Below are 23,043 nucleotides of genomic sequence, written 5' to 3' on the forward strand. Positions count from 1 at the left end.
GGATGTTCATAGAAAGTTTTCTTTCATAATCCCCGCTGTTTTTTCGTTTAAATAATAACTGTCACTCTGTCCTGATGAGTTGGCATCATCCCTTCTGTTAAGAGTGATACCTCGGTAGAGTGAGTTGGGTTCCTCATAAGAATTGGCATCTGTAGTTGATAGTTTGTTGGGTTAATCGGAGCCGCCTCAAAACGAAATGCGGTTTATCCGAATGGTAAATGGACATCTTTTCGGCATAGTTTACAAAGAATTGCCGACCTAGTTCCATCGTATTAAGGCTGACATGGATAAGCAGTTAAGCACCAGTATCTGATAAGAGTCCGAGGGCAAGTTTGGTAGGCAAACGAGTTATGGCCTCACGCATTAGCAAAACTTTTGCCCAAGGTCTCAAAAGCAAAGACTGCATCAGTTACTGCTGATAGAGACAGGATTTAACCTAGTATTAGGTATACCAAAACTTACTCTTTACGAACTAGCGCTGTCTCAACAAGTGTTTAGGCAGTTGATTCGTTTTTTTCAAATTTTAAGGATAAAAGGTAAGTTAAGCTTGCTGTTGTGACAATCGTAATTCCCATAGCTATAAGAATATTCCAGAAAAATCCCATGGTATTATCCCCAATATAGAGAACAACAGCGGGTAATCCAGATGATCCGGTCGCAAATCGACGGACTTGCATGAGACCGGCGTAAAGTCCTCCAAGTCCACCACCAACCATGGCAGCGTAGAGTGGGTATTTTTTAGGAAGGCTAATACCATAAAGAATAGGCTCTGTTATTCCCATGTAACCGGTAATTGCACCTGAGGTCGCAATTTGCTTGGTGCGCTTATCCTTTGCTCTAAAGGCAACGACTGCTGCTGCAGTCGCTTGAGCCATATTGGATAATAGAGCTCCAGGGCCAAAGATGGAATCGTACCCAACTTGTGCCATCTGCATAATCCCCAGTGGCGCAATCCCATTATGGATCCCAAACATTACCATTACGGGTAAAAGAGATCCGATAAGGACCGCTGGTACCCAACTAGCATGGACAGAGAGGTAAGTGAAGATCGAAGCTAATCCGCTTCCTATGATGGCTCCAATAGGACCTAGTGTAGAAAAAGCGAGGGTTCCCATAATTAAGAAAGTCAAGAGTGGCACAAAAACTAGCTCTATTGATTTCGGTATTATTTTATTTAAAAAGCCTTCTACATAAGATTGGACAAAGACAACTAAAATTGCTGGGATAACTGATGAGGTATAGGTTGCCAATTTAAACGGAATCAGTCCGAAGAAATAGACCGGTTCCCCAGCTGTGACAAAATTAGTCCAGTTTGGATGAAGCATCATAGCAACAACACCAACAGCTAATATTGGATTTGTCTTTAATTTTTGGGCGGAGGTAAAAGCTAAAATGAGGGGGAGATAGTAGAAAACACCGTCTGCAAAAGTATTGAGCATGGTGTAGGTTTGACTGGTATTGTCAATAATCTTAAAGACTACAAGTAAGGCAAGGACGGCCTTGACCATCCCTGCTCCAGATAAGGCAGGGATAACTGGTTGAAAGGCAGCAGCAATAAAATCGATGACTTGCTGAGTAAGTGATGCTTTCTCTGTTTCCTGGCTCATTTCTGGAGAAAGTGCTATTAGTGGGATCACTTCTTCATAGACATCTTTAACGTGGGTTCCGATGACAACCTGATGTACACCTGCATTTAACAAGTACATGGTCACTCCATCAAGCTGTTCCAGTTTTTCTTTTTCTACCAGACCTGCATCTTTTAGTTTAAAACGCAAACGTGTCTGACAATGATAGACATCGGCAACATTATCTTTGCCGCCGAGGTGACTCACGATTGATTTAGCGAGCTCCGTGAACTTTTTTGACATAAGACCACTCCTTCGTAGTTGTTTTCATTTTTATTATAAGGTCTTGACTGGACAAAATCAGCTCTTTTCGGTAAACTTGGTATGCGATTTCATTTTTTTACCTTTAAGGATAGCAAAGCTGAAATAAACTGAAATGGAGGGCGTCTATGCTTGATAAGATTAAAGAATTAGCTGCTAGTAGCCAATCATCCAAGGGGACTATTGCGACCTACCTGCTAGAGCACCTCAAGGACATTGAGCACCAGTCTTTGGAAGAATTGGCCAAGGCCACCTACACCTCCAAGGCTAGTTTAGTTCGGTTCGCTCAAACATTGGGTTACAAGGGGTGGACAGATTTTCTGCCGGCCTTGATTGCTGAGCGCTACTATTCAGTGACTCATTACTCTGAGGTGGATCACAGCTTGCCTTTTGGTCAAGACGATAGTAGCTCTGCCATTATCCAAAAAATCGCCACGATTCAAAAAGAGAGTATACAAGATACCGCAGATAGACTGGTGCCTGAAGATTTAGAAAAGGCGGTAGTTTGGTTAGCCAAGGCACGCAGAGTGGTTCTTTTCGGACTGAGCCCCAACGAGTATATCGGTCACCTCTTCAAGCGAAAAATGCTTGCGTTGGGCAAGACGATAGAGGTCGCTCATGTTGGGGAATTTGGGCTGACAACAGCTTCTTTGACAAAGGATGATCTAGCTATTTTAATTTCCTATTCGGGGAATTCCAGCGGCATAGAGACACTAAGGTTTATCCCTCAGCTCAAGGAAAAATCGGTGCCTATCATCGGCCTAACGAGTGAACAGGGGCACAGCTTACGACAGGCAGCTGACCTCATCTTTACAATCTGTACCCGTGAGGATAAGTTCCGCAAGATCGGCAATTTTTCAACGGAAGAGTCTATCCTTTTTATCCTAAACACCCTTTATGCCCTCTATTTCAAGTCGGATTATTTTGCCCACTATGTTCACAAGACCCTGCTCTCCCAACAGTTAGAAGGCAAACGTTAGGATTCAAGAGAAGGGAAAAAGTGGTCAGCACACTTCCTTTGGAAGCGTAGCTGTACCACTTTTTTATTTTCTAGTTAAGTTAAAGGGTTGTCCTGCAGCTAGAACTTGGATGCGTTCTGGATTGACGACCTTATCCATTAGATCTTGTGGGTCCATGTTAAAGGTGTTCATATTCGGCGCATCAACTGTTCCCCAATGTTGACAGATCAGGTCTGCCTGTGGGTAGGTATTGGCCAGACGGACGGCATTAAGAAAGCCAATATGCCAGAAGTTATCCGACCAATCAAAGAAAATAGCATCTGGTGCAGGCATCTCGTACTGCTCAGGAAGGGCTTTAGAATCACCAGGGATGTAAATCGTCCCATCAGGGGTTGTGAGGTAAAAACCGCATAGGTCCTCGACCGCATAGGTCCGACCGTACTTAGGATTATCGCTTTTCCAGTTGTGCCAAGCTCTTGTCACCTCAACTGTGACATCGTTGACAGAAAAGCGGTCGCCAACGGCATGTCCTGTAGCTGTTAACCCTTCTTGTTTGATTAATCCAGCGACAAAGTGTGGTGCATGGTACTCAACCACTCGCTCACGGGTCAATTGGCGGAAACTCTTGCTAAAATGATCGTTGTCATCATGGGTGATCAGAACCGCATCCAAATGAGGGATTTTCTCCGACGTGATGGGCATTTCGATCAAAAGAGGCATATCAAAATCCTCAACCACGGGGTCAATCATGATATTAGTGCCGCGACTGTTGATGTGAAGGCCAGAATTACCTAGCCACCGCAAGACAGTTCCTTGGATCGGTTCAAAGGCTTCTGCACCGTAAGCTTGGGTTTTTGGTGGGGTCGCTTGTTTGGTCATGTCAATCTCCTCAATTCCTTTTCCTCTACTTTACGTTAAATAGCCTTAAAATGCAAGTCTCTGCCCAAAGCTTGAAACCAGATTTCAAGATAGCGTGGTAAGATGAAACGCGGACGAGATAACCTGAAAAAGAGAGAGTGATTTTGACGTTGTTGGAGACTCTAGCTGCTCTTTCTTTTTGGGGGACAACTGGCTTAAATGCTTGGAGAGGTAATGAGTGGGGATTGTTGCCTGTTTATTTTGGTTTGTGGAATTGAAACACTTGCAATGATTTTTAAGTTTTTAAATCTTTCCTAACGCTCAGGTTTACGCTTGTTGTGATGAGATTTTCTCGTCTGACCTGCCCAAAGTCAAGGCTTTTATGTTACAATAGAAAAGACTATAAGATTTTGGAGAATGATATGACACGTAGTATGTATGCAGGCCGTGTTCGTGCCGAACACATTGGACAGACGCTGACCCTGACGGGCTGGGTGGCTCGCCGCCGTGACTTGGGAGGCTTGATTTTCATTGATTTGCGCGACCGTGAGGGTATCATGCAGTTGGTGGTCAACCCTGAGACAGCGTCTAGCAATGTGGTGGCTATCGCCAATGGCTTGCGCAGTGAGTTTGTCATCGAAGTGACAGGCGAGATTTTAGCCCGTGAGCAGGCGAATCCGAACTTGCCAACAGGCGAGGTAGAGATGGCAGTTGCTAGTCTTCGTGTGCTGAACGAAGCCAAGACCACACCATTTGAAATCAAAGACGGTGTTGAAGTCAGTGACGATACGCGCCTGCGCTACCGCTACCTTGACCTGCGCCGTCCAGAAATGCTGGACAACTTCAAACTCCGCGCCAAGACCACACACGCCATCCGCAACTATCTGGATGAGCTGGAATTTATCGATGTGGAAACGCCGATGTTGACCAAGTCAACGCCAGAAGGGGCGCGTGACTATCTGGTGCCGAGCCGTGTGCACGAGGGGCATTTTTACGCCTTGCCACAGAGCCCACAGATCACCAAGCAGCTCTTGATGAATGCTGGCTTTGACCGCTACTATCAAATTGTCAAGTGTTTCCGTGACGAAGACTTGCGTGGGGATCGCCAGCCTGAATTTACCCAAGTGGACTTGGAGACCTCTTTCCTATCTGACCAAGAAATCCAAGACATCGTTGAGGGGATGCTGGCTCGTGTCATGAAGGAGACCAAAGGTATCGACGTTAGCCTGCCTTTCCCACGCATGAGCTATGATGTCGCTATGAACAGCTACGGGTCAGACAAGCCTGATACCCGCTTTGACATGCTCTTGCAGGATGTCTCAGAGCTAGCCAAAACCGTCGACTTCAAAGTCTTTTCAGAAGCAGAAGTGGTTAAGGCTATCGTGGTCAAGGGGGCAGCCGACCGTTATTCGCGGAAGGACATCGACAAGCTGACAGAATTTGCCAAGCAGTTTGGTGCCAAGGGTCTGGCTTGGGTAAAGTACACAGAAGCGAGTCTCAATGGACCGATTGCTAAATTCTTGCCAGCTATTGAGGGTGACTTGATCGCTCGTCTGGAGTTGGCTGAAAACGATTTGGTGCTCTTTGTTGCAGACCGTCTTGATGTCGCCAACAACACTCTCGGTGCTCTTCGTAACCGTCTGGGTAAGGAGCTCGGTCTCATCAACCCAGACCAGTTCAACTTCCTTTGGGTCATCGACTGGCCACTCTTTGAGTATTCGGAAGAGGAAGGGCGTTACATGTCTGCGCACCATCCGTTTACCCTACCAACAGCTGAAACAGCAGGTCTTTTGAACGGTGGCGACCTCAGTCAAATCAAGGCTGTCGCCTATGACATTGTCCTCAACGGCTACGAGCTAGGTGGTGGTTCTTTGCGGATCAATCGCCGCGACCTGCAAGAACAAATGTTTGCAGCGCTTGGCTTCTCCAAGGAAGAGGCACAGGAGCAATTCGGCTTCTTGCTAGAGGCGATGGACTATGGCTTCCCACCGCACGGTGGCTTGGCTATCGGTCTTGACCGTTTGGTCATGCTCCTAGCTGGCAAGGACAACATCCGCGAAGTCATCGCCTTCCCGAAAAACAACAAGGCTTCTGACCCGATGACCCAAGCCCCAAGCCCAGTTGCCCAGAAACAGTTGGATGAGTTGAATATCCAGTTAAAGGATTATGAAGAAGAATAAATATTACCGTTTTTTCCGTAAAAAGGTATTTCGAATGGCTAAAGACCATGAAATTTTGAAGGTGCTGATCAGCATTTCTAAGGAGAAGTATGCGGAGCGCTTGTCTGGAGCTATTATTTATGGTCTTTTGTCTGCCATTGCGGTCAATGTTTTTTATGTGCCAAGTGGAATCTATTCGAGCGGTGCGACAGGGTTAGCACAGATTCTATCCACCATTTCGCAACGCTTGTTTGGAATCCATATTCCGATTGCGGTCGGTTTTTATGCCATCAATGCGCCTTTATTGCTGATGGCTTGGCGGAAAATAGGTCATAAGTTCACGGTCTTTACCTTCTTGACGGTTACCATGAGTGCTTTTTTCATCCAATTTATCCCCAAGATCAGTTTGACGGATGAACCTTTGATGAATGCTATTTTCGGGGCCATTTTCTTAGGGACTGGAATTGGCTATGCGCTCAAAAATAATGTCTCCAGCGGAGGCAGCGATATTATCAGTATCTTGATCCGTCAAAAAACGGGTCGTCGCGTAGGCGTCATTTCCATCACGATCAATGTGATGATTATGGTTATGGCAGGAGTATTGTTTGGTTGGGAGTATGCGCTGTATTCTATGATTGCTGTCTTTGTAACCGGGCGAGTGACTGACGCAATCTATGTCAAGCAAAAGAAAATGCAAGCAACCATTATCACCAACAAACCAGAACGCGTTATTGCCCGCATCCACAAGAAGCTCCACCGAGGTGTGACCATTATCAATGAGGCAGAAGGTGCCTACCAGCATGAGAAAAAAGCTGTTCTGATTACCATCATCACCCAGGCAGAGTTCAATGATTTCAAGCATCAGATGCGTAAAGCAGATCCAGCCGCTTTCATATCGGTGGCAGAAAATGTCCAGATTATCGGACGATTTGTAGAAGATGAGAATTAGGAGAAGAATCAACCTCGTATGAAAGTGAATTACCGCATTTCCCCCTTGAATATCATTATGATTACCATAGGGACAGCGCTTTATGCCTTTGGTTTTGTCAATTTTAATATGGAGAATCACCTGGCAGAAGGAGGTGTTAGCGGGATTACCTTGATATTGCATTCGCTGTGGGGCTTGAATCCTGCCTATACCTCACTGTTGATCAATATTCCAATCCTCCTAATGGGATGGAAATTTTTCGGGCGTAAGGCCTTGGTATTGACCATCTATGGCACGATTGCGCTATCTATTTTTATTGAGATTTTCCAGCGTGTTGAATTGCATATCAATGTCGGCCAAGATTTGCTCATCGCTGCTCTGTTATCGGGGGTCTTTGCAGGGACGGGGCTGGGTCTTGTTTTTCGTTACGGTGGAACGACTGGCGGTTCAGATGTGATTGCCCGCATTATTGAACATAAAACAGGAAACCAAGTCGGTCAGAGTTTGCTGGTTCTGGACTTGTTTGTCATGCTAGCTTCTCTTAGTTACATTGATTTGCGCCACATGATGTATACGGTTATCATGGCTTTTGTTGTCAGCCAGATTATTGACTTGGTCCAAAATGGTGGCTATGCTGTCAGAGGGATGTTGATTATTACCAAGCACCCAGAAGGGGTTGCTCGAACGATCCTTGAGGAATTGGGGCGTGGGGTAACCTATCTTCATGGCCAGGGGGGGTATTCGCAGAAAGATATGCGGTTGCTTTACGTTGTGCTCGGCCCTCATGAAGTCAATACGGTAAAGGCGGCTCTTGGTCAGATTGATCCCCAGGCGTTTGTGTCTATTATTAATGTTCATGAAGTGATTGGAGAAGGCTTTACCTGGGATGTTCCCAAAAAGGTTAAATTGCCTTGGCAGAAGTGAGTTGTTTAGACAGGAGTGATTCGATGACAACATTTCGGTTTGTGTATATCAGTCTCAGTGGCAATACTGCCTCGTTTGTGAAGCGTTTGAGTCAGTATCTGTTGGAAAAGCACCCCGAACTGGAGATTGAGGCCATTGACATCAAGGACTTGGTCAAGGAAGGGCGCCCTTTCTTTGCAATATCAGGTGCCTTTGTTGCCTTTTTGCCGACCTATTTAGAGGGAGGCAATGGCATTGATAACGGGGACCAAGAAATCTTGACGAATCCTTTGGGTGATTTTATCGCTTTTGAAGACAATGCTAGCAAATGTTTGGGGATAGTCGGTTCCGGAAATCGGAATTTTAACAATCAATACTGCTTGACCGCTAAACAGTATAGCCAGCGTTTCGGCTTCCCGGTTTTAGATGATTTTGAAATGCGGGGGATGTTGGGCGACATTAAGCGAATCGCTGAGAAAATCGAAAACCTGTATGGTTTTTAGTAAATGTTACTGAAATGTATTATAATGAAAGAAAATGCTAAAGGAGACAAAAATGGCAATTCTGATTACAGGAGGGGCGGGCTACATTGGTAGCCATACCGTGGTAGAATTAGTTGCAGCTGGCCATTCTGTGGTGATTGTAGACGATTTTTCGAACTCCTCACCAGAGGTATTGAAGCGACTTAAGACTATCACAGGACAAGAGATTCCTTTCCATGAAGGGTCTATCTTAGATAAAGACTTTTTACGAGACGTTTTTCAGCAATATGACATCGAAGCGGTGATTCATTTTGCAGCGTATAAGGCAGTCGGTGAATCAGTCGCCAAACCGCTTATGTACTACCATAACAATATTTCGGGAACCATCGCCCTTTTAGAAGTTATGGCGGAAATGGGTGTAAAACACATTGTCTTCTCTTCGTCAGCGACGGTCTACGGAATGAACAACACCGTTCCATTCTTAGAGGATATGCCGACTTCTGCGACAAATCCTTATGGTTACACTAAAGTGATGATGGAGCAGATTTTGAACGATGTGGCTACTTCTGATCCAGACTGGTCTGTGACCAATTTGCGCTACTTCAATCCCATCGGTGCTCACGAGTCTGGCTTGATTGGCGAAGCACCTAATGGCATTCCAAATAACCTGATGCCTTATATCTCGCAAGTAGCTGTCGGCAAGCGAGAGCAGTTGTCTGTTTTTGGTGATGATTATGACACGCCAGATGGAACAGGTGTGAGGGACTATATTCATGTGGTGGATCTTGCTAAGGGGCATGTCCTTGCTCTGGAGAAAAACTTGGCCCAAAAAGGTGCGCAGGTTTACAATCTCGGAACAGGTATCGGCTACAGTGTCCTAGATTTGGTCAAAGCTTTTGAGGCGGAGAACGGAATTGAGATTCCATATGTGATTAGCCCTCGGCGTCCAGGTGATATTGCGACCTGCTATGCTGATGCGCAAAAAGCTAAAGATGACCTTGGCTGGGTTGCTGAGAAAGACTTGCCAGATATGGTACGTGATACCTGGCGCTGGCAAAAAAACAACCCAAATGGCTATGAGAATGCCTAGAAAGAAACCCTCCAGCATGCTTAATGTTTGCTGGAGGGTTTTGAGTTCCGATATAAGACCATCAACGAGACGTTCATACACTAGGAGATTACCGTTAGTGCTGTTTCTTAAATGACATTGATGAAGATGCTTTTTGAGCTAAAAATAAGTTTGATCAGTAAGAACTCGTTTACTTACTAGTGCCAAAACATGATATTTCTTGAGGTTTTTGCTCTGAGGTTTGCTGAAAGAGTAGGTAGCGGTAAAGAAAATCAAGGCTACTAGTAAAAGCTTCGGATGAATGAAATAAGGAAAGCAAAATACTGTTAAAAACTTGTGGAGATCATCTTTTTTAACATTGCCGATGAGAAGGATTATTCTTAACTATAGAGAAGTACGATGTTCCGATCAAAGTCGCTTCAACGGATACGGATTTTTTATACTTACTTTAAATTCAAAATCTGAATATAAGGTCTTCTCTGATGATTTTTGGGTTGGCGTATTACTTAAAAATGTTACTTACCGCCAAATCACTCAGTTTTTTTCGTCTAGCAGCATTACAATAGCGAATGATTTCAAGGGAAGCAAAGTGGCTTTGCACCTCTTTAAACGAGGAACAAAGCCGTTATTTGCTCTTTTATTATAGTGTTATCCACTTAAAAGAAGCTGTTCAGTTCTTTCTAGGAGGTGGTTTTCGCAATCCCTTACAGTTTTACAGTTTACAAAGGACGGTTTTCTTTGTAAGAGAGATAGTTCAACGTATAGTTCTGAAAGCAGAATAACTGGAAAGCTAAAGAATTATTCGGGAGGTTAGTCCTTGCTCCTCTTGATTTGTGCAAGCCCTAATAATGCTAGTAGACTGCTACCTAACAAGGCTAAGATCGACGGTAGGTCACCTGTCATCGGTAGGTGAGCTGTTCTCTGAATAGAAGCCGTCTTCGCTTTAGATGTTAGGGGAATTTGCTTGATTTTTATCTCCGAATTTTCTGCAGGTAATTCCATTTTGTTCGATTTTGTTTGGATTTCCTTGCTAATATCAGAACTCATTGATGTTTTAGGAACAATCGGAATAGATTCTTTAGGTTGTTCATTTTTTCGAGGAAGTGTTGATTTAGGCTTAGGCACTGGTTTCACTTCCGGCACTTGCTTTTTCTCGGTTTCTGGCTTAGCCTCAGGTGCTGGCTTAACCTCGGGTGTTGGTTTTGTTTCAGTTTTTGGCTTAGCCTCAGTTTTTGGCTTAGCCTCAGTTTTTGGCTTAGCCTCAGTTTTTGGTTTTACCTCAGTTTTTGGTTTTGCCTCAGTTTTTGGCTTAGCCTCGGGTGTTGGTTTTACTTCCGGTACTTGCTTTTTCTCGGTTTCTGGATCAGCCTCGGGTGTTGGTTTTACTTCCGGTACTTGCTTTTTCTCGGTTTCTGGATCAGCCTCGGGTGTTGGTTTTACTTCCGGTACTTGCTTTTTCTCGGTTTCTGGATCAGCCTCGGGTGTTGGTTTCACTTCCGGTACTTGCTTTTTCTCGGTTTCTGGATCAGCCTCGGGTGTTGGTTTTACTTCCGGTACTTGCTTTTTCTCAGTTTCTGGCTTAGCCTCAGTTTTTGGTTTTGCCTCAGGTGCTGGCTTAGCCTCAGGTGCTGGTTTTGTTTCAGGCGCTGGTTTAGGCTCAGTCTCTGGCTTAGCCTCGGGCACTGCTCTCTCCTCAGACTTAGGGGCCATCTCAGGTGTTGATTTAGGCTTGGGCGCTGGAGAAATTATTAAGGAGCTGTCTCCTATACCTTTTTCTTCCTGCTTTTCCCTTTCAACTTGTTCTAGTAACTTTTTGACTAGTTCATTTTTGAGGGTGTCTTCAAATTTTTTCTTTTCTTCTTGATTTATTTTCTCACCTTTAAAACGATACCAGTTCCCAGCTCCCTGAGTGATTTGATTTATCCCCGTTAAGAATGGAAGATTTGTGGGATCGACTGTATCAGATAGCTTCGCAGTAATTTGATATCGATACTTATCTGATGTATCCAGATAGGTTTCACCTGTTTTTTTAACGATTAACATAGTGGAGAAATCATTTGGTGAAAATCCCTGTTTATCAGGCTCTACACGAGAAACATGTGTGTCCCACTCACTTTGATAGTTATAGCTACCATTGTCTCGTTTTAAATATCCATAGGTTTGATTGAAATCGCCAGTGAAAAAATGAGAATCCTTTATTTGGAAACGTTCTTTCTTTTTACCAGTCCTTTCAAAATCAATGTTTTCTAATTGAACTCCTTTGGGGAGCATAAAAATCATATTAGGTCCAACCCAATTTTCTCCAGCGTCGTTGAAAGAGACAGTCCAAGTTATATGAGTGATCTTTTTATTGTTGCCGATACCATCATAGTGATATCCTATTTGGTAAGTTACGCTTTTATGCGTATAATTAACATCTTCTTCATAAGCCATTGGAACAGTTGTTGACTTTTTATTAACGATACCATCACTTGCTTGAGGCGATTTGATTTCCTGTGCTTGTATAGAACTTCTTAGGCTCGTTGTTTCTGGCTTTGGCTTAGTTATTTCAGGTAAAGTAGCTTCAGCAGGTTGGGACCGGTCTACTTGAGACGAACTTGGTGTGCTATCGTCGTTACCTTCTCGCTCTAATGTAGCTACGGGCTCTGAGTCTGAATTAATTGTTTCGGTGGGTTTGGTTTCCAGTATGACATCAGTTGTTTCCGAAATCTCGCTTCCTTTGATTTTCGTATCATCAGTGTGATTCTCAGTTTTAGAGATTTCCGCATCCGAACCTATCGCCGGTTGCTCTTCTTTTAGTCGACTGGCTTCTGTATGAGAAAAAATCTCTGCACTGGGTGGTGAACTGATTGCTACTTCATCCTTACCATCAGCTTGAACGAATTGTGTCGGTAGTCCGATCAGCAAGGTTCCAATGAGAACAGACCCGACCCCAACTTGGAGTTTTCGAATGCTATAACGTTTTCGGTTATCAAATAACATAAAGATGTCTCGCTTTCTACCTCTGAAATTAGAAGGTGCTCTATAATTATCATTATAGCTATAAGAAGAGAGAAAGGGAATGGAGGTAATGTAATAGTTACCTAATTTTTGTGTATAGGCAAGGATTAAGAAAAAACAGTAACTAAAAAAGCCCTTCCTAACAGAACTATCAGGAAGAGCTTTTGCTGTCTAATCGTGAAGAACTTGATCTCCAATAGCCTATTCCATGCTATATAAGAGAATCGTTGCACCTTACATTTTTTCAGGAGCAGCAACACCAAGCAAGCGCAGAGCTTCTTTGAGAACAATGCCTGTGGCATAGGCCAGTGCGAGGCGACTGTCGCGTTCTGGGCTTTCGTCCAAGATGCGGGTGTGTGCGTAATACTTGTTGAAGGCTTGTGCCAACTGAATCGCATACTTAGCCACGATAGACGGGTCGTACTTGTCTGCGGCACGCTCAACAGTGGCTGTAAAGTTTTGCAGGTGTTTGATGATGTCCCAACTTTCAGCATCATTGAGGCTGTAAGTTGCGGAAGTATCTGCCTTGAAGGCAGCCTTTCTCAGGATAGACTGGATACGGGCGTAGGCATACTGGACGTATGGTCCAGTCTCGCCTTCAAAGGACACCATGGCTTCTAGGTCAAAGTCATAACCGTTGTCAGGGTCGGTCTTCAGGTCGTAGAATTTAACCGCACCGACGCCGACGGCGTGCGCGACGGCTTCCTTGTTTTCAAGGTCAGGATTTTTGGCCTCGATTTGGCTAAGGGCACGAGCAACGGCTTCGTCAAGGGTTGGCTCTAAGCGGATAATGTTCCCCTTGCGGGTAGACAGTTTTTTCTTGTTCTTAGTGACAAGGCCAAAGCTGACATGGATCATATCGTCTGACCAGTCAAAGCCCATTTCTTTCAGAACGCTCTTGAGCTGTTTGAAGTGGTGAGACTGCTCTTGGCCGACCACGTAGATATTTTTTTCGAAGTCAAACGTCCGCTTGCGGTACATGGCAGTTGCCATATCACGCGTGATATAAAGGGTAGCACCGTCTGATTTTTTAATCAGAGCAGGGGGCAGATCGTATTTTTCAAGGTTGACGATTTTGGCTCCTTTTGACTCTTGCAAGAGGTTTTTGTCCTCCAAGATTTGGATGCCCTCGTCCATCTTGTCATTGTAGAAGGCTTCTCCCTGGAAATGGTCAAAAGAAACCCCTAACTTATCGTAGATACGGTTGAACTCAATCAAGCTCTCATCACGGAACCATTGCCATAATTCCCAAGCTTCAGGGTCACGGTCTTCTAATTTTTTAAACCATTGACGAGCCTGTTCGTCCAACTCTGGATTTTCTTCGGCTTCTGCGTTGATACGAACGTAGAGTTTGAGGAGTTCATCGATTGGGTTGGCTTCAACGGCCTCCTTATTCCCCCAGAGTTTGTAAGCGACAATTAGCATCCCAAACTGCTTGCCCCAGTCTCCTAAATGGTTGATACGGATGAGGTTGTAGCCTAGTTTCTGGTAGAGATTAGCAATCGCGTCTCCGATAACAGTTGACCGTAAATGACCAACAGAGAATGGCTTGGCGATGTTTGGACTGGACATGTCGAGCGTGATGTTTTTACCGTCACCAAGATGTTGCTGTCCATAATTTTCTTTTTCAGCGATGACCTGTTTAAGGACCTCTGCAGAGACGTCTGCCTTATCTAAGAAAAAGTTGACATAAGGACCTGTTGCCACAACCTTGCTAAAGCCAGTCGAATCAATTTTTTCAGCGATTTCAGTTGCGATAGCCTGCGGTGCTTTGCGTTCTACCTTGGCCAAAGAGAAGGCGGGGAAGGCTATATCCCCAAGGTCAGTTGATTTTGGTTTTTCTAGCAGTTGGCTAATGGTTTCTTGGTCTAGGCTCGGAATGACTTCGGCTAGACTTTTTGCAGCAGTAGATTTGTAATCCATAGATGCCTCCTTCACAAATAATCTATGCCTCTATTCTAACATAAATCAGGGTAAAAATACTTAATAATCCTGAAAAAATTCCGTTTTTTTGGTATAATCTTCCATGAGAAAAAATATGGAGTTGCATCATGAGAAAAAGAGAACGCTTGGAGTTGATTAAGGAGTTGGTAAGGAGTAGCCGCTTAAGAACTCAAAAAGATGTCCAACTAGGCTTGGAAGAACGAGGTGTGGAAGTAACACAGACAACCTTATCACGAGATTTACGCCAACTAGGCCTAATCAAGGTTCGTGAAAAAGAGGGTTCCTTTTATACCCTACCAAAATCGGACGATATGGATGACTTTATCATCTTATTGGCACCCTTTATTCAAAAAGTTGAACGGGCTAGTTTTATCCTAGTCTTGCACACGCAATTGGGAGAGACGGGGGTTAGTTCCAATATTATTGATAATGCAAAGCCAGAACAGATTTTGGGGACTGTTGCTGGCGCGAACACGCTGCTGGTGATCTGCCGTGATGAGGCCGCTGCTATGGCAGTTGAAAAAAACCTTAAGACCCAACAAGTCCTTTTAGGTATGGAGATTGACTAAGATGGCAACAGAGAAAATTTCACCAGGCATGCAACAGTATCTGGATATCAAAGCTAACTATCCAGATGCCTTTTTGCTGTTTAGGATGGGAGATTTTTATGAGTTATTTTATGAGGATGCAGTTGAAGCAGCTCAGATTTTAGAATTAACCTTAACGAGCCGTAATCGCAATGCAGAAAACCCGATTCCTATGGCTGGCATGCCGTACCACTCTGCGCAGACCTATATTGACACGTTAGTGGAATTAGGGCACAAGGTCGCTATTGCGGAGCAGATAGAAGATCCTAAACAGGCAGTTGGTGTGGTTAAGCGTGAGGTAGTACAAGTGATTACTCCAGGGACCATGGCTGACTCTGGCAAGGGAGAACATGCTAATAACTTTTTGATTGCTATTGACTGTCAGGATGGGGCATATGGCCTAGCTTATATGGATGTGGTGACAGGAGACTTTTTTGTCACCGAGTTAGCAGATTTCCAAGCCGCTATTGGTGAAATCCGTAATTTGCGGGCACGCGAAGTGGTTGTCGGCTATGAGCTTTCAGAGGAGGCTGAGCAACTCTTATCAGGGCAAATGAATCTCTTGTTGTCACAGCAGTCGGAAACCTTGTCGGACAGCCCCTTAATCCCTTCTAGCCTGACAGCGGTGGAAGCTTGCTCAGCTGGCAAATTGTTGGCCTATGTAGCGCGCACTCAGTTGAGAGAACTTGACCATCTAAAGCCTGCTCGGCCTTATCAGGTTAAGGATGTCTTGCAAATGGATTATGCCACTAAGGCCAGTCTGGACCTGCTAGAAAATGCACGAACAGGTAAGAAACATGGCAGTCTCTTCTGGTTGCTGGATGAGACCAAGACTGCCATGGGGATGCGACTGCTGCGAGCTTGGTTGGATAGGCCGTTGATCAAGCAAGGCCAGATTGAGGCTCGCCAAGAAGTCGTTCAGATCTTTATGGATGCTTTTTTTGAGCGGGCGGATCTGGTTGAAGCGTTAAAAGGTGTCTACGATATTGAACGCTTGGCTAGTCGAGTGTCCTTTGGCAAGTCTACCCCCAAGGATCTCTTGCAATTGGGGCAGACCCTGGGACATGTGCCTCAGATTCGATCGATTTTGGAGGGACTCAATCAGTCTGCCTTAAAGCCTTTGATGGAGCGTTTGGATCCTTTGCCAGAACTTTATGCATTGATTAGCTCTGCCATTGACCCTCAAGCGCCAGCAGTCATTACAGAAGGAGGCATTATCCGAGATGGGTTTGACGAGACTTTGGACAAGTACCGTGTGGTTCTCCGTGATGGGGCGGCTTGGATAGCAGAGCTGGAAGCGAGGGAGCGTGAGGCAACCGGCATTACCAACTTAAAGATTGACTATAACCGCAAGGATGGCTACTATTTCCACGTGACCAACTCGCAACTAGGGCATGTGCCCAGCCATTTCTTCCGGAAGGCTACGCTGAAGAATTCGGAACGCTACGGCACAGAGGAATTGAACAAACTAGAAAGGGATATTTTAGAGGCTAGGGAGCAGTCGTCTACTTTAGAGTATGAAATTTTCATGCGAATCCGTCAGGAGGTAGCCAAGTATATCAAACGGCTACAGGGCCTAGCGAAGACTATTGCAACAGTGGATGTCTTGCAGAGTTTTGCTCAGGTAGCAGAGCAATACCATCTCAGTCGTCCCGAATTTACTGACAAAGCAAATCTAGACATTGTCAATGGTCGTCATGCAGTGGTTGAGAAGGTCATGGGGACCCAGCGCTACGTCCCTAACCATATCCACATGGGACCAGAGACAGCCATTCAGCTGATCACAGGGCCAAATATGAGTGGCAAATCGACGTATATGCGTCAGTTAGCGGTTATTATTATCATGGCACAAGTCGGGGCCTATGTACCAGCTGAGTCAGCTAAGTTGCCTATTTTTGACGCTATTTTCACTCGAATTGGTGCAGCGGATGATTTGGTTGGCGGTCAGTCGACCTTTATGGTGGAAATGATGGAGGCTAATAAGGCTATTCGATTGGCTACGAAAAACTCCCTGATTCTGTTTGATGAGTTGGGTAGAGGAACAGCGACCTATGATGGGATGGCTCTTGCTCAGGCCATTATCGAATATATCCATAACCGTGTCGGGGCGAAGACCCTCTTTGCCACCCATTACCACGAATTGACCGAACTGAGTCAGGAGCTCAAGCAGTTGGTGAACGTTCATGTGGCTACCCTAGAGCAAGACGGTCAGGTGACTTTCCTCCATAAGATTGCTCAAGGACCTGCGGATAAGTCTTATGGGATTCATGTGGCTAAGATTGCAGGTTTGCCAGAGAGTTTACTAGAGCGAGCGGACGGTATCTTGCAACAGTTAGAAAGCCAATCTACTCAGCTTATCCGTCACTCTCAGATACCTCTAGCAACAGATAGTGATCAGCCAGAGGCTGTTCAGCAAGACCTTTTTTCACTGGCTGAAGCCCATCCAGTGGTAGAAGCCCTCAAAGATGTGGATCTCAATAGCATGACCCCGCTTGAAGCCATGAACCTTCTGGCAGAATGGAAAAAAGAAGTGAAATGATATGGACAAAACTGTTCCAAACAAGAAGCCATCGTTGCTTGTTAGGTGGCCCTAAGGACACTGGAAAAAATTAGGGCTAGCCGATTTGAAGGCAGAATGAGTAGCTCGTTTGATCTCCCAGGCGGAGGCGTTTTGGTCAGTCTTATTAAGCACACCCAGATAAATGACCTAAAAGCAGAGCTGCAGGTCCTGCAGAGCCAGCTAGAGATAGCCCCCAAAAGAGTTGGGAGATATCAAACAGGCCTTAGAGAGCGACTTCTGATGGTCGGAGAAACGTTTTCTCTTTGACGTGGTATTGAACGAGGTCTTTACAGATGTCCTGGTCCATAACCAACGGAAGGAATGACGTCAGATTTTGGAACGTCTAGACTATGAACTGAAGAGCGACTTGGCTCAACTTCTGGAAGAAGGCTCCGCTTAGTGCGGGGCTTTTGCCGTTTAGCGTTCACGTTCGACCACATAGGCAAGACCTCTTGAAATCCCTGCTTGAATGAGGTTTAATAGACTTATGAAAGCTAGCGATCATTTAAAACATAAAGGAGAGGATATCGTTGAAAATAGAAGTAAAGATTGCAGGCCATCTCAAGGAGGAGATAGTCAGGGTGGAAGGACCGGTCTATAGCCAAAGGATTAGCCAAGTGGTTGATTTTGTCAAGGGCTTAGACTAGGTCAGGAATCGCCTGAAAGCCAAAAAGGGCCAGGAGGTTCATCTCTTAGAGATAGATCGGATTTATCGGCTGGTTATTGAAGACAAGGTTGTCCATATCAAGACAGCGACTCAAGACTTTACCAGCTCTGACAGGTTATACCAGTTCAAAGGCACTCTGCCAGCACATTTTCTTCAGATTTCCCAGTCCGAAATCATCAATCTCAATCGGTTGGACCATCTCCAGCTGACCCCTAATGGTCTGGTAAAACTGATTCTCAAAAATGGAGAAGTGACCTATTCTTCTAGAAGATACTTATCAAGCATTAAGGAGGCATTAGCATTATGAAAAAATATCTAACTTCAGGAACTTTAGGAATCGCGATTGGCACTGCCATTTCCCTCATCATGTCAATTATTTTTGGTGACGGTAACTACCTGCCAGTCAATCCTTTCTCAACCATGGGAATTTATTATAGCGAGCGGTTTACACCTGTTGCGATCATGGGCATAGCAGTGGTGGTATGGTTTTTGATTGGCTTGCTCTTTCAAGCGGCAGACCTCTGTTTTGAGCAGGAATGGAGCCTCTTGCGAATGAGCGCGACCCACTTTATAGTGGTCAGTATCGGTTTTACGGGATTAGCGATTTTAGCGGGTTGGTTCCCTCTAACGTTTGTTGGGCTACTCTTTTTCTGGCTGGTATATATAGTGGTTTATGTGATTATTTATCTCATCCAATACCGTAAAATGAAAGCCTATGTGGCAAGTATCAATGAGGCAATGGAGTCCTAAAATGGTAAACTCTCTTTCAGGTGCTTTTTTAACAGCACCTGTTTTTGTGGTATAATGGTTAAACGATTGGTGGAATTGTTTAAATAGAAATAAGACAAAAAGAGAATGAGAGGAGTACCATGACAGTGACAAAAATTATGGAGTTACCAGAAGTCTTGGCTAACCAGATTGCTGCTGGAGAGGTAGTTGAAAGACCGGCCAGTGTCGTCAAAGAGTTGGTAGAGAACGCCATTGATGCGGGTGCTGATCAAATTGAAGTGAAGATAGAAGAAGCAGGTCTTAGTCTGATAGAGGTGATAGATAATGGCGAGGGGATGTCTAGTCAAGATGCCATCCTGAGTTTGCGCCGCCATGCGACCTCAAAGATAAAAAGTCAGTCAGACCTCTTTCGGATTCGAACCTTGGGTTTTCGAGGGGAAGCTCTTCCTTCTATTGCTTCTGTCAGCCACTTGACCCTTGAGACAGCTCGGCCAGAAGAGGGTATGGGGACGCTATTACTGACTAAGGCTGGCCAAATCGAAAGCCAAGAGACCATTAGTCGGCCTCAAGGAACAACTATCAGGGTTGAGAATCTCTTTTTCAATACACCAGCTCGTCTCAAATACGTCAAGAGTCAGCAGGCAGAAGTTTCTCACATTGTTGATGTTATCAACCGTCTCAGCTTGGCCCATCCGGAAGTGGCCTTTACCCTGATTAATGATGGCAATACTCTGATCCAGACTGCTGGATCAGGCCAGTTGAAGCAGGCCTTGGCTGGGGTTTACGGTCTTTTGACAGCTAAAAAAATGGTTGAAATTGAGGGTTCTGACTTAGATTTTGAAGTGTCTGGATACGTTTCATTGCCGGAGCTAACTCGTGCTAACCGTAACTATATCAGTATCTTTATCAATGGCCGCTATATCAAAAATTTCTTGCTTAACCGAGCCATTCTTGAAGGGTATGGCAGTAAACTCATGGTAGGACGATTTCCAATTGCGGTTATTGACATTCAAATAGACCCTTACTTGGCTGATGTCAATGTTCACCCGACTAAGCAGGAAGTTAGAATCTCCAAAGAGGCAGAGCTGATGAAACTGATTAGTAAAGCTATTGCAGAAAGTTTAAAGGCTCAGGACTTGATTCCAGATGCGCTAGAAAATTTAGCAAAAAAGACCACCCGATCGATTGAAAAACCTGTTCAGACCAGTCTGCCACTAAAAACGACAAATCTTTACTACGATGCCCAGAAGCAGGACTTCTACTTGAAACCTCAGGAGACTTCTCCACAAATTGCTGAGGAGAAACTGGATTTACAGAAAATTGACAAGAGTGTCAATGTAGTTGACGGCTCCAGTGACTTTGTTGATAAACCTCGGATCAAGGTGGCCCAGCGTTTAGAAGGTGACAACAGTCATGGGGAACATCCAGATTTGACAAAAAAAGAGATTGATAAGGCCCTGAAACGTCTGGAGAACGAGGAAGCTTCAACCTTTCCTGAGCTAGACTACTTTGGACAAATGCACGGAACCTATCTCTTTGCCCAAGGTCAAGGAGGGCTTTATATCATTGATCAACATGCTGCTCAAGAGCGGGTCAAGTATGAGTATTATCGTGAAAAAATTGGTGAGGTTGACACCAGTCAACAACAGTTGTTGGTCCCTTATCTCTTTGAGTTTCCTGCCAATGATGCGCTTTTGCTGAATGAACGGATGGACAGTTTGCGTCAAGTTGGTGTCAACTTAGAAGCATATGGTGTCAATCAATTTATTCTCAGGGAACATCCGATTTGGATGCGAGAAGACGAGATCGAAAGTGGTATCTACGAGATGTGCGACATGCTACTCTTAACAAAAGAAGTTTCGATCAAGCAGTACCGAGCAGAGTTGGCCATCATGATGTCCTGTAAACGCAGCATCAAGGCCAATCACAAGCTGGACGACTACTCCGCACGGGACTTGTTGGTACAGCTCTCCCAATGTGACAATCCTTACAACTGCCCTCACGGTCGCCCAGTCCTTGTCAACTTTACCAAGTCAGACATGGAAAAAATGTTCCGCCGTATTCAGGAAAATCACACCAGCTTGCGTGAGTTAGGGAAATACGAAGGGTGAAGGACATTTGACAAGGAAATCATCAGCGATGTAAAAGAGATGTGACTAGACATGTTTTGTCAATCTCGTGTAAATTAAAGGAGGATAAACTCATGACCTTGGGGCAAGACTTGAAAGCACGGCGACTGGCTGCTGGATATAGCCAAGAAGAGGTAGCAGAGCTCTTGTTGGTATCTCGTCAGACGGTGATCAACTGGGAAAAGGATAGGCATCTACCAGATGTGGAAAATATATCTCGCCTGGCAGAACTATATCAGCTGTCGATGGATGAACTATACGGACAGAGGGAAAAACAGTCGCACTCTTTTACCAAAAGCAGCCACCTCAAGCACTACCTGATCCTTTTAGGCATTCTATTGCTGGGGAGTGTGGTTTCCTTTGAAGGGATTAATTTGATGTTGGTGCTCCTTTTAGTCCAACTCTTGTGCTACATCTGGTCAGAGATTTATCACTACATCATTTAGAAAGAGGTGTTTCATGACTTATCTCAAGCGTTATTGGCCAGTGGTTTACCTGGTGCTCTATCGTCTTTTTATCAGTCGGTATTTCCTGCGAGGGATATTTGATCCGATTTGGTTTGGGGTGTTTGCCTATCTTCTTCTGGCTGGTCTAGGTTTATTGACTTTCCGTGAGGAATGGCGGCGAGGTCTAAAGGTGCTGAAGCGCCAAAAAGAAAAGATAGTGTTTTGGCTGCTTAGTGGTTTTGTGGCGAACTTTGTTTTCCAGATTCTCTTTGGCATCGTTTCACAGTTTTTACTTGCAATGATTGGACAAGCAGACTATGTCCTGCAAAATGAGGAGCATGTGGCACATTTATTAACGAGTGTTCCCCTCCCTCTCGTCCTCCTAGCAGCAGGTATATCGGGTCCCTTGGTTGAAGAGTTGGCTTATCGTGTGGTGATTTTCTCCTATTTGAAAAAATGGCTGCCGCTGGGTCTGGCCATGACGGTTCAGGCAGTGATCTTTGGCATGATTCACATGCACGTGCTGAGCTGGGCGGAATTTCTCAGCGTCTTACCGCACATGGGAAGCGGACTGGTCTTTGGCTATCTTTATCACAAGACAGAGAGCCTGCCAATCAGCTGGGGCGTTCACAGCCTGTGGAATATCATGGCATTATTGCTAGGAGCATAGGGAAGGTAGCGAGCGTTTAGAGCTCGCTTTTTTCAGACCAATTGTGGTACAATAAAAATCCAGTTTACCGACTAGAAAGGACCTACTATGTACGACTATATCAAAGGCACACTGACCAAAATCACCGCCAAGCATCTCGTGGTCGAGGCTTATGGCATCGGCTACCTGCTTCATATCGCCAATCCCTACCGTTTTTCAGACCGTGTTGGTCAGGATGTCCAGCTCTACCTCTATCAGGTGGTGCGTGAGGATGCCCAGCTCCTCTACGCTTTTGCCAGCGAAAGTGAGAAAGAGGTCTTTCTCAACCTCATCTCGGTTACAGGAATTGGACCAACCACAGCCCTCGCCATCATCGCAGTGGACGACAATGATGGGCTAGTTGCCGCCATCGATAGCAGCAACATCACCTACCTGACCAAGTTCCCCAAGGTCGGCAAAAAAACAGCCCAGCAGATGGTGCTGGACTTGGCTGGTAAGTTTGAACCTAGTGCTACTTCGGCTGACGCCAATAGCAGAGCTGAGAAGGCTCTGACCCAAGAAAACACCGCTCTCGAAGAAGCCATAGAGGCTCTTCTAGCCCTCGGCTACAAAGCGGCTGAGCTCAAGAAGATCAAAGCATTCTTTGATGGTACGAATGATACGACTGAGAATTATATCAAGTCAGCCCTCAAAATGCTGATGAAATAGACAGAGGCTGAGATTTTAAGAGAAGAGGCCTGTTTCGCATTTCAGAAAAGCGAGAACCTGCAGAGAACGACTCCTTGTCGCAATAATGGTCCTTGCCTAAGGAATGTTATCAGGAGAAAGAAGGACTGGAGCTTGGAGCTATATCTGACCGTTATACCAGGAAGTAACAGTTGTTCAAAATGTTAGAGTGGTTGAATAATGATTTAGGCGACAGGGAAAAGCAAAAAGCTTGAAGAAGGGATGTCAGTTCTTCGCCTCATTGTCAACTGTAGTGGGTTGACCAATCTAACATCGAGAGAGGACAAGCTTTGTCTTCTCTTGTTTTATGTTTATCGCAATGAAAATGCGAGTTTTGAAGTTTTCAAAGTTCCGAAACCCAA

General features: G+C 45.0%; 17 protein-coding genes and 1 pseudogene. 14 read left to right on the forward strand and 4 right to left on the reverse strand.

Features of this window, described 5'->3' with window-relative positions:
- Positions 1-47: 47 nt before the first annotated feature.
- Positions 48-1,868, reverse strand: a pseudogene (locus HF992_RS05025) (PTS transporter subunit EIIC).
- Positions 1,869-2,014: 146 nt separating this feature from the next.
- Between HF992_RS05025 and HF992_RS05030 the strand changes: the two are divergent.
- The gene (locus tag HF992_RS05030) at positions 2,015-2,866 is read left to right on the forward strand and encodes a MurR/RpiR family transcriptional regulator (RefSeq protein ID WP_168548965.1); all 852 of its coding nucleotides are present in this window, start codon (positions 2,015-2,017) and stop codon (positions 2,864-2,866) included.
- Between the two features lie 63 nt (positions 2,867-2,929).
- Here HF992_RS05030 and HF992_RS05035 read toward each other — a convergent pair whose 3' ends face one another.
- On the reverse strand, positions 2,930-3,724 hold the full coding sequence (locus HF992_RS05035) for an MBL fold metallo-hydrolase (RefSeq protein WP_210729409.1): 795 nt from the start codon (positions 3,722-3,724) through the stop codon (positions 2,930-2,932).
- Positions 3,725-4,125: 401 nt separating this feature from the next.
- Here HF992_RS05035 and aspS point away from each other — a divergent pair, with 401 nt between their 5' ends.
- From aspS to galE, 5 genes are read left to right on the forward strand one after another with little or no spacing between them, the layout of a single operon-like run.
- Entirely contained in the window at positions 4,126-5,883 is a 1,758-nt protein-coding gene (gene aspS, locus HF992_RS05040) for an aspartate--tRNA ligase (protein WP_168548966.1), read from the forward strand.
- On the forward strand, positions 5,870-6,811 hold the full coding sequence (locus tag HF992_RS05045) for a YitT family protein (protein ID WP_168548967.1): 942 nt from the start codon (positions 5,870-5,872) through the stop codon (positions 6,809-6,811). The genes aspS and HF992_RS05045 overlap by 14 nt, the downstream gene beginning before the upstream one ends.
- An 18-nt stretch (positions 6,812-6,829) precedes the next feature.
- On the forward strand, positions 6,830-7,714 hold the full coding sequence (locus HF992_RS05050) for a YitT family protein (protein WP_168548968.1): 885 nt from the start codon (positions 6,830-6,832) through the stop codon (positions 7,712-7,714).
- 23 nt (positions 7,715-7,737) lie between these two features.
- The gene (gene nrdI / locus HF992_RS05055) at positions 7,738-8,196 is read left to right on the forward strand and encodes a class Ib ribonucleoside-diphosphate reductase assembly flavoprotein NrdI (RefSeq protein ID WP_168548969.1); all 459 of its coding nucleotides are present in this window, start codon (positions 7,738-7,740) and stop codon (positions 8,194-8,196) included.
- A 52-nt stretch (positions 8,197-8,248) separates the two neighbouring features.
- Positions 8,249-9,265, forward strand: coding sequence for a UDP-glucose 4-epimerase GalE (gene galE / locus HF992_RS05060; RefSeq protein ID WP_168548970.1), 1,017 nt, complete (start codon positions 8,249-8,251; stop codon positions 9,263-9,265).
- A gap of 789 nt (positions 9,266-10,054) precedes the next feature.
- On the opposite strand, the gene HF992_RS05065 is transcribed toward galE, so the two are convergent.
- Positions 10,055-12,226, reverse strand: coding sequence for a YSIRK-type signal peptide-containing protein (locus HF992_RS05065; RefSeq protein WP_168548971.1), 2,172 nt, complete (start codon positions 12,224-12,226; stop codon positions 10,055-10,057).
- A gap of 252 nt (positions 12,227-12,478) precedes the next feature.
- Complete coding sequence (argS, locus tag HF992_RS05070) at positions 12,479-14,167, reverse strand: arginine--tRNA ligase (RefSeq protein ID WP_168548972.1); 1,689 nt, start codon at positions 14,165-14,167, stop codon at positions 12,479-12,481.
- A gap of 128 nt (positions 14,168-14,295) precedes the next feature.
- On the opposite strand from argS, the gene argR reads away from it, so the two are divergent.
- The 8 genes from argR to ruvA all read left to right on the forward strand — a co-directional run bounded on the left by argR (position 14,296) and on the right by ruvA (position 22,663).
- Positions 14,296-14,757, forward strand: a complete 462-nt coding sequence (gene argR / locus HF992_RS05075) for an arginine repressor (RefSeq protein WP_168548973.1) — start codon at positions 14,296-14,298, stop codon at positions 14,755-14,757.
- 1 nt (position 14,758) lies between these two features.
- Positions 14,759-17,314: a DNA mismatch repair protein MutS gene (mutS, locus tag HF992_RS05080; RefSeq protein ID WP_168548974.1), complete on the forward strand. Its 2,556-nt coding sequence runs from the start codon at positions 14,759-14,761 to the stop codon at positions 17,312-17,314.
- A 680-nt stretch (positions 17,315-17,994) separates the two neighbouring features.
- Positions 17,995-18,309: a LytTR family DNA-binding domain-containing protein gene (locus tag HF992_RS11975; RefSeq protein WP_281346967.1), complete on the forward strand. Its 315-nt coding sequence runs from the start codon at positions 17,995-17,997 to the stop codon at positions 18,307-18,309.
- The gene (locus HF992_RS05090) at positions 18,306-18,752 is read left to right on the forward strand and encodes a DUF3021 domain-containing protein (protein WP_168548975.1); all 447 of its coding nucleotides are present in this window, start codon (positions 18,306-18,308) and stop codon (positions 18,750-18,752) included. The genes HF992_RS11975 and HF992_RS05090 overlap by 4 nt, the downstream gene beginning before the upstream one ends.
- Positions 18,753-18,871: 119 nt before the next feature.
- The gene (mutL, locus tag HF992_RS05095; RefSeq protein ID WP_210729410.1) at positions 18,872-20,842 is read left to right on the forward strand and encodes a DNA mismatch repair endonuclease MutL; all 1,971 of its coding nucleotides are present in this window, start codon (positions 18,872-18,874) and stop codon (positions 20,840-20,842) included.
- Between the two features lie 92 nt (positions 20,843-20,934).
- The gene (locus HF992_RS05100; protein WP_168548976.1) at positions 20,935-21,306 is read left to right on the forward strand and encodes a helix-turn-helix transcriptional regulator; all 372 of its coding nucleotides are present in this window, start codon (positions 20,935-20,937) and stop codon (positions 21,304-21,306) included.
- Between the two features lie 13 nt (positions 21,307-21,319).
- The gene (locus HF992_RS05105) at positions 21,320-21,976 is read left to right on the forward strand and encodes a CPBP family intramembrane glutamic endopeptidase (protein ID WP_168548977.1); all 657 of its coding nucleotides are present in this window, start codon (positions 21,320-21,322) and stop codon (positions 21,974-21,976) included.
- A gap of 87 nt (positions 21,977-22,063) precedes the next feature.
- A complete protein-coding gene (gene ruvA, locus HF992_RS05110) occupies positions 22,064-22,663 on the forward strand; it encodes a Holliday junction branch migration protein RuvA (RefSeq protein WP_168548978.1) in 600 nt (199 codons plus the stop codon).
- Positions 22,664-23,043: the final 380 nt, after the last annotated feature.

This window comes from Streptococcus ovuberis (genome assembly GCF_012396585.1).
Classification (GTDB): domain Bacteria; phylum Bacillota; class Bacilli; order Lactobacillales; family Streptococcaceae; genus Streptococcus; species Streptococcus ovuberis.

What these genes read in the sequence shown, in the direction of transcription:
- ruvA (WP_168548978.1), top strand. Translation starts at nt 22,064, where the DNA reads ATGTACGACTATATCAAAGGCACACTGACCAAAATCACCGCCAAGCAT.
- HF992_RS05045 (WP_168548967.1), top strand. Translation starts at nt 5,870, where the DNA reads ATGAAGAAGAATAAATATTACCGTTTTTTCCGTAAAAAGGTATTTCGA.
- HF992_RS05100 (WP_168548976.1), top strand. Translation starts at nt 20,935, where the DNA reads ATGACCTTGGGGCAAGACTTGAAAGCACGGCGACTGGCTGCTGGATAT.
- HF992_RS05065 (WP_168548971.1), bottom strand. Translation starts at nt 12,226, where the DNA reads ATGTTATTTGATAACCGAAAACGTTATAGCATTCGAAAACTCCAAGTT.
- galE (WP_168548970.1), top strand. Translation starts at nt 8,249, where the DNA reads ATGGCAATTCTGATTACAGGAGGGGCGGGCTACATTGGTAGCCATACC.
- argS (WP_168548972.1), bottom strand. Translation starts at nt 14,167, where the DNA reads ATGGATTACAAATCTACTGCTGCAAAAAGTCTAGCCGAAGTCATTCCG.
- HF992_RS05030 (WP_168548965.1), top strand. Translation starts at nt 2,015, where the DNA reads ATGCTTGATAAGATTAAAGAATTAGCTGCTAGTAGCCAATCATCCAAG.
- mutS (WP_168548974.1), top strand. Translation starts at nt 14,759, where the DNA reads ATGGCAACAGAGAAAATTTCACCAGGCATGCAACAGTATCTGGATATC.
- HF992_RS05105 (WP_168548977.1), top strand. Translation starts at nt 21,320, where the DNA reads ATGACTTATCTCAAGCGTTATTGGCCAGTGGTTTACCTGGTGCTCTAT.
- argR (WP_168548973.1), top strand. Translation starts at nt 14,296, where the DNA reads ATGAGAAAAAGAGAACGCTTGGAGTTGATTAAGGAGTTGGTAAGGAGT.
- aspS (WP_168548966.1), top strand. Translation starts at nt 4,126, where the DNA reads ATGACACGTAGTATGTATGCAGGCCGTGTTCGTGCCGAACACATTGGA.
- HF992_RS05050 (WP_168548968.1), top strand. Translation starts at nt 6,830, where the DNA reads ATGAAAGTGAATTACCGCATTTCCCCCTTGAATATCATTATGATTACC.
- HF992_RS05035 (WP_210729409.1), bottom strand. Translation starts at nt 3,724, where the DNA reads ATGACCAAACAAGCGACCCCACCAAAAACCCAAGCTTACGGTGCAGAA.
- HF992_RS05090 (WP_168548975.1), top strand. Translation starts at nt 18,306, where the DNA reads ATGAAAAAATATCTAACTTCAGGAACTTTAGGAATCGCGATTGGCACT.
- nrdI (WP_168548969.1), top strand. Translation starts at nt 7,738, where the DNA reads ATGACAACATTTCGGTTTGTGTATATCAGTCTCAGTGGCAATACTGCC.
- mutL (WP_210729410.1), top strand. Translation starts at nt 18,872, where the DNA reads ATGACAGTGACAAAAATTATGGAGTTACCAGAAGTCTTGGCTAACCAG.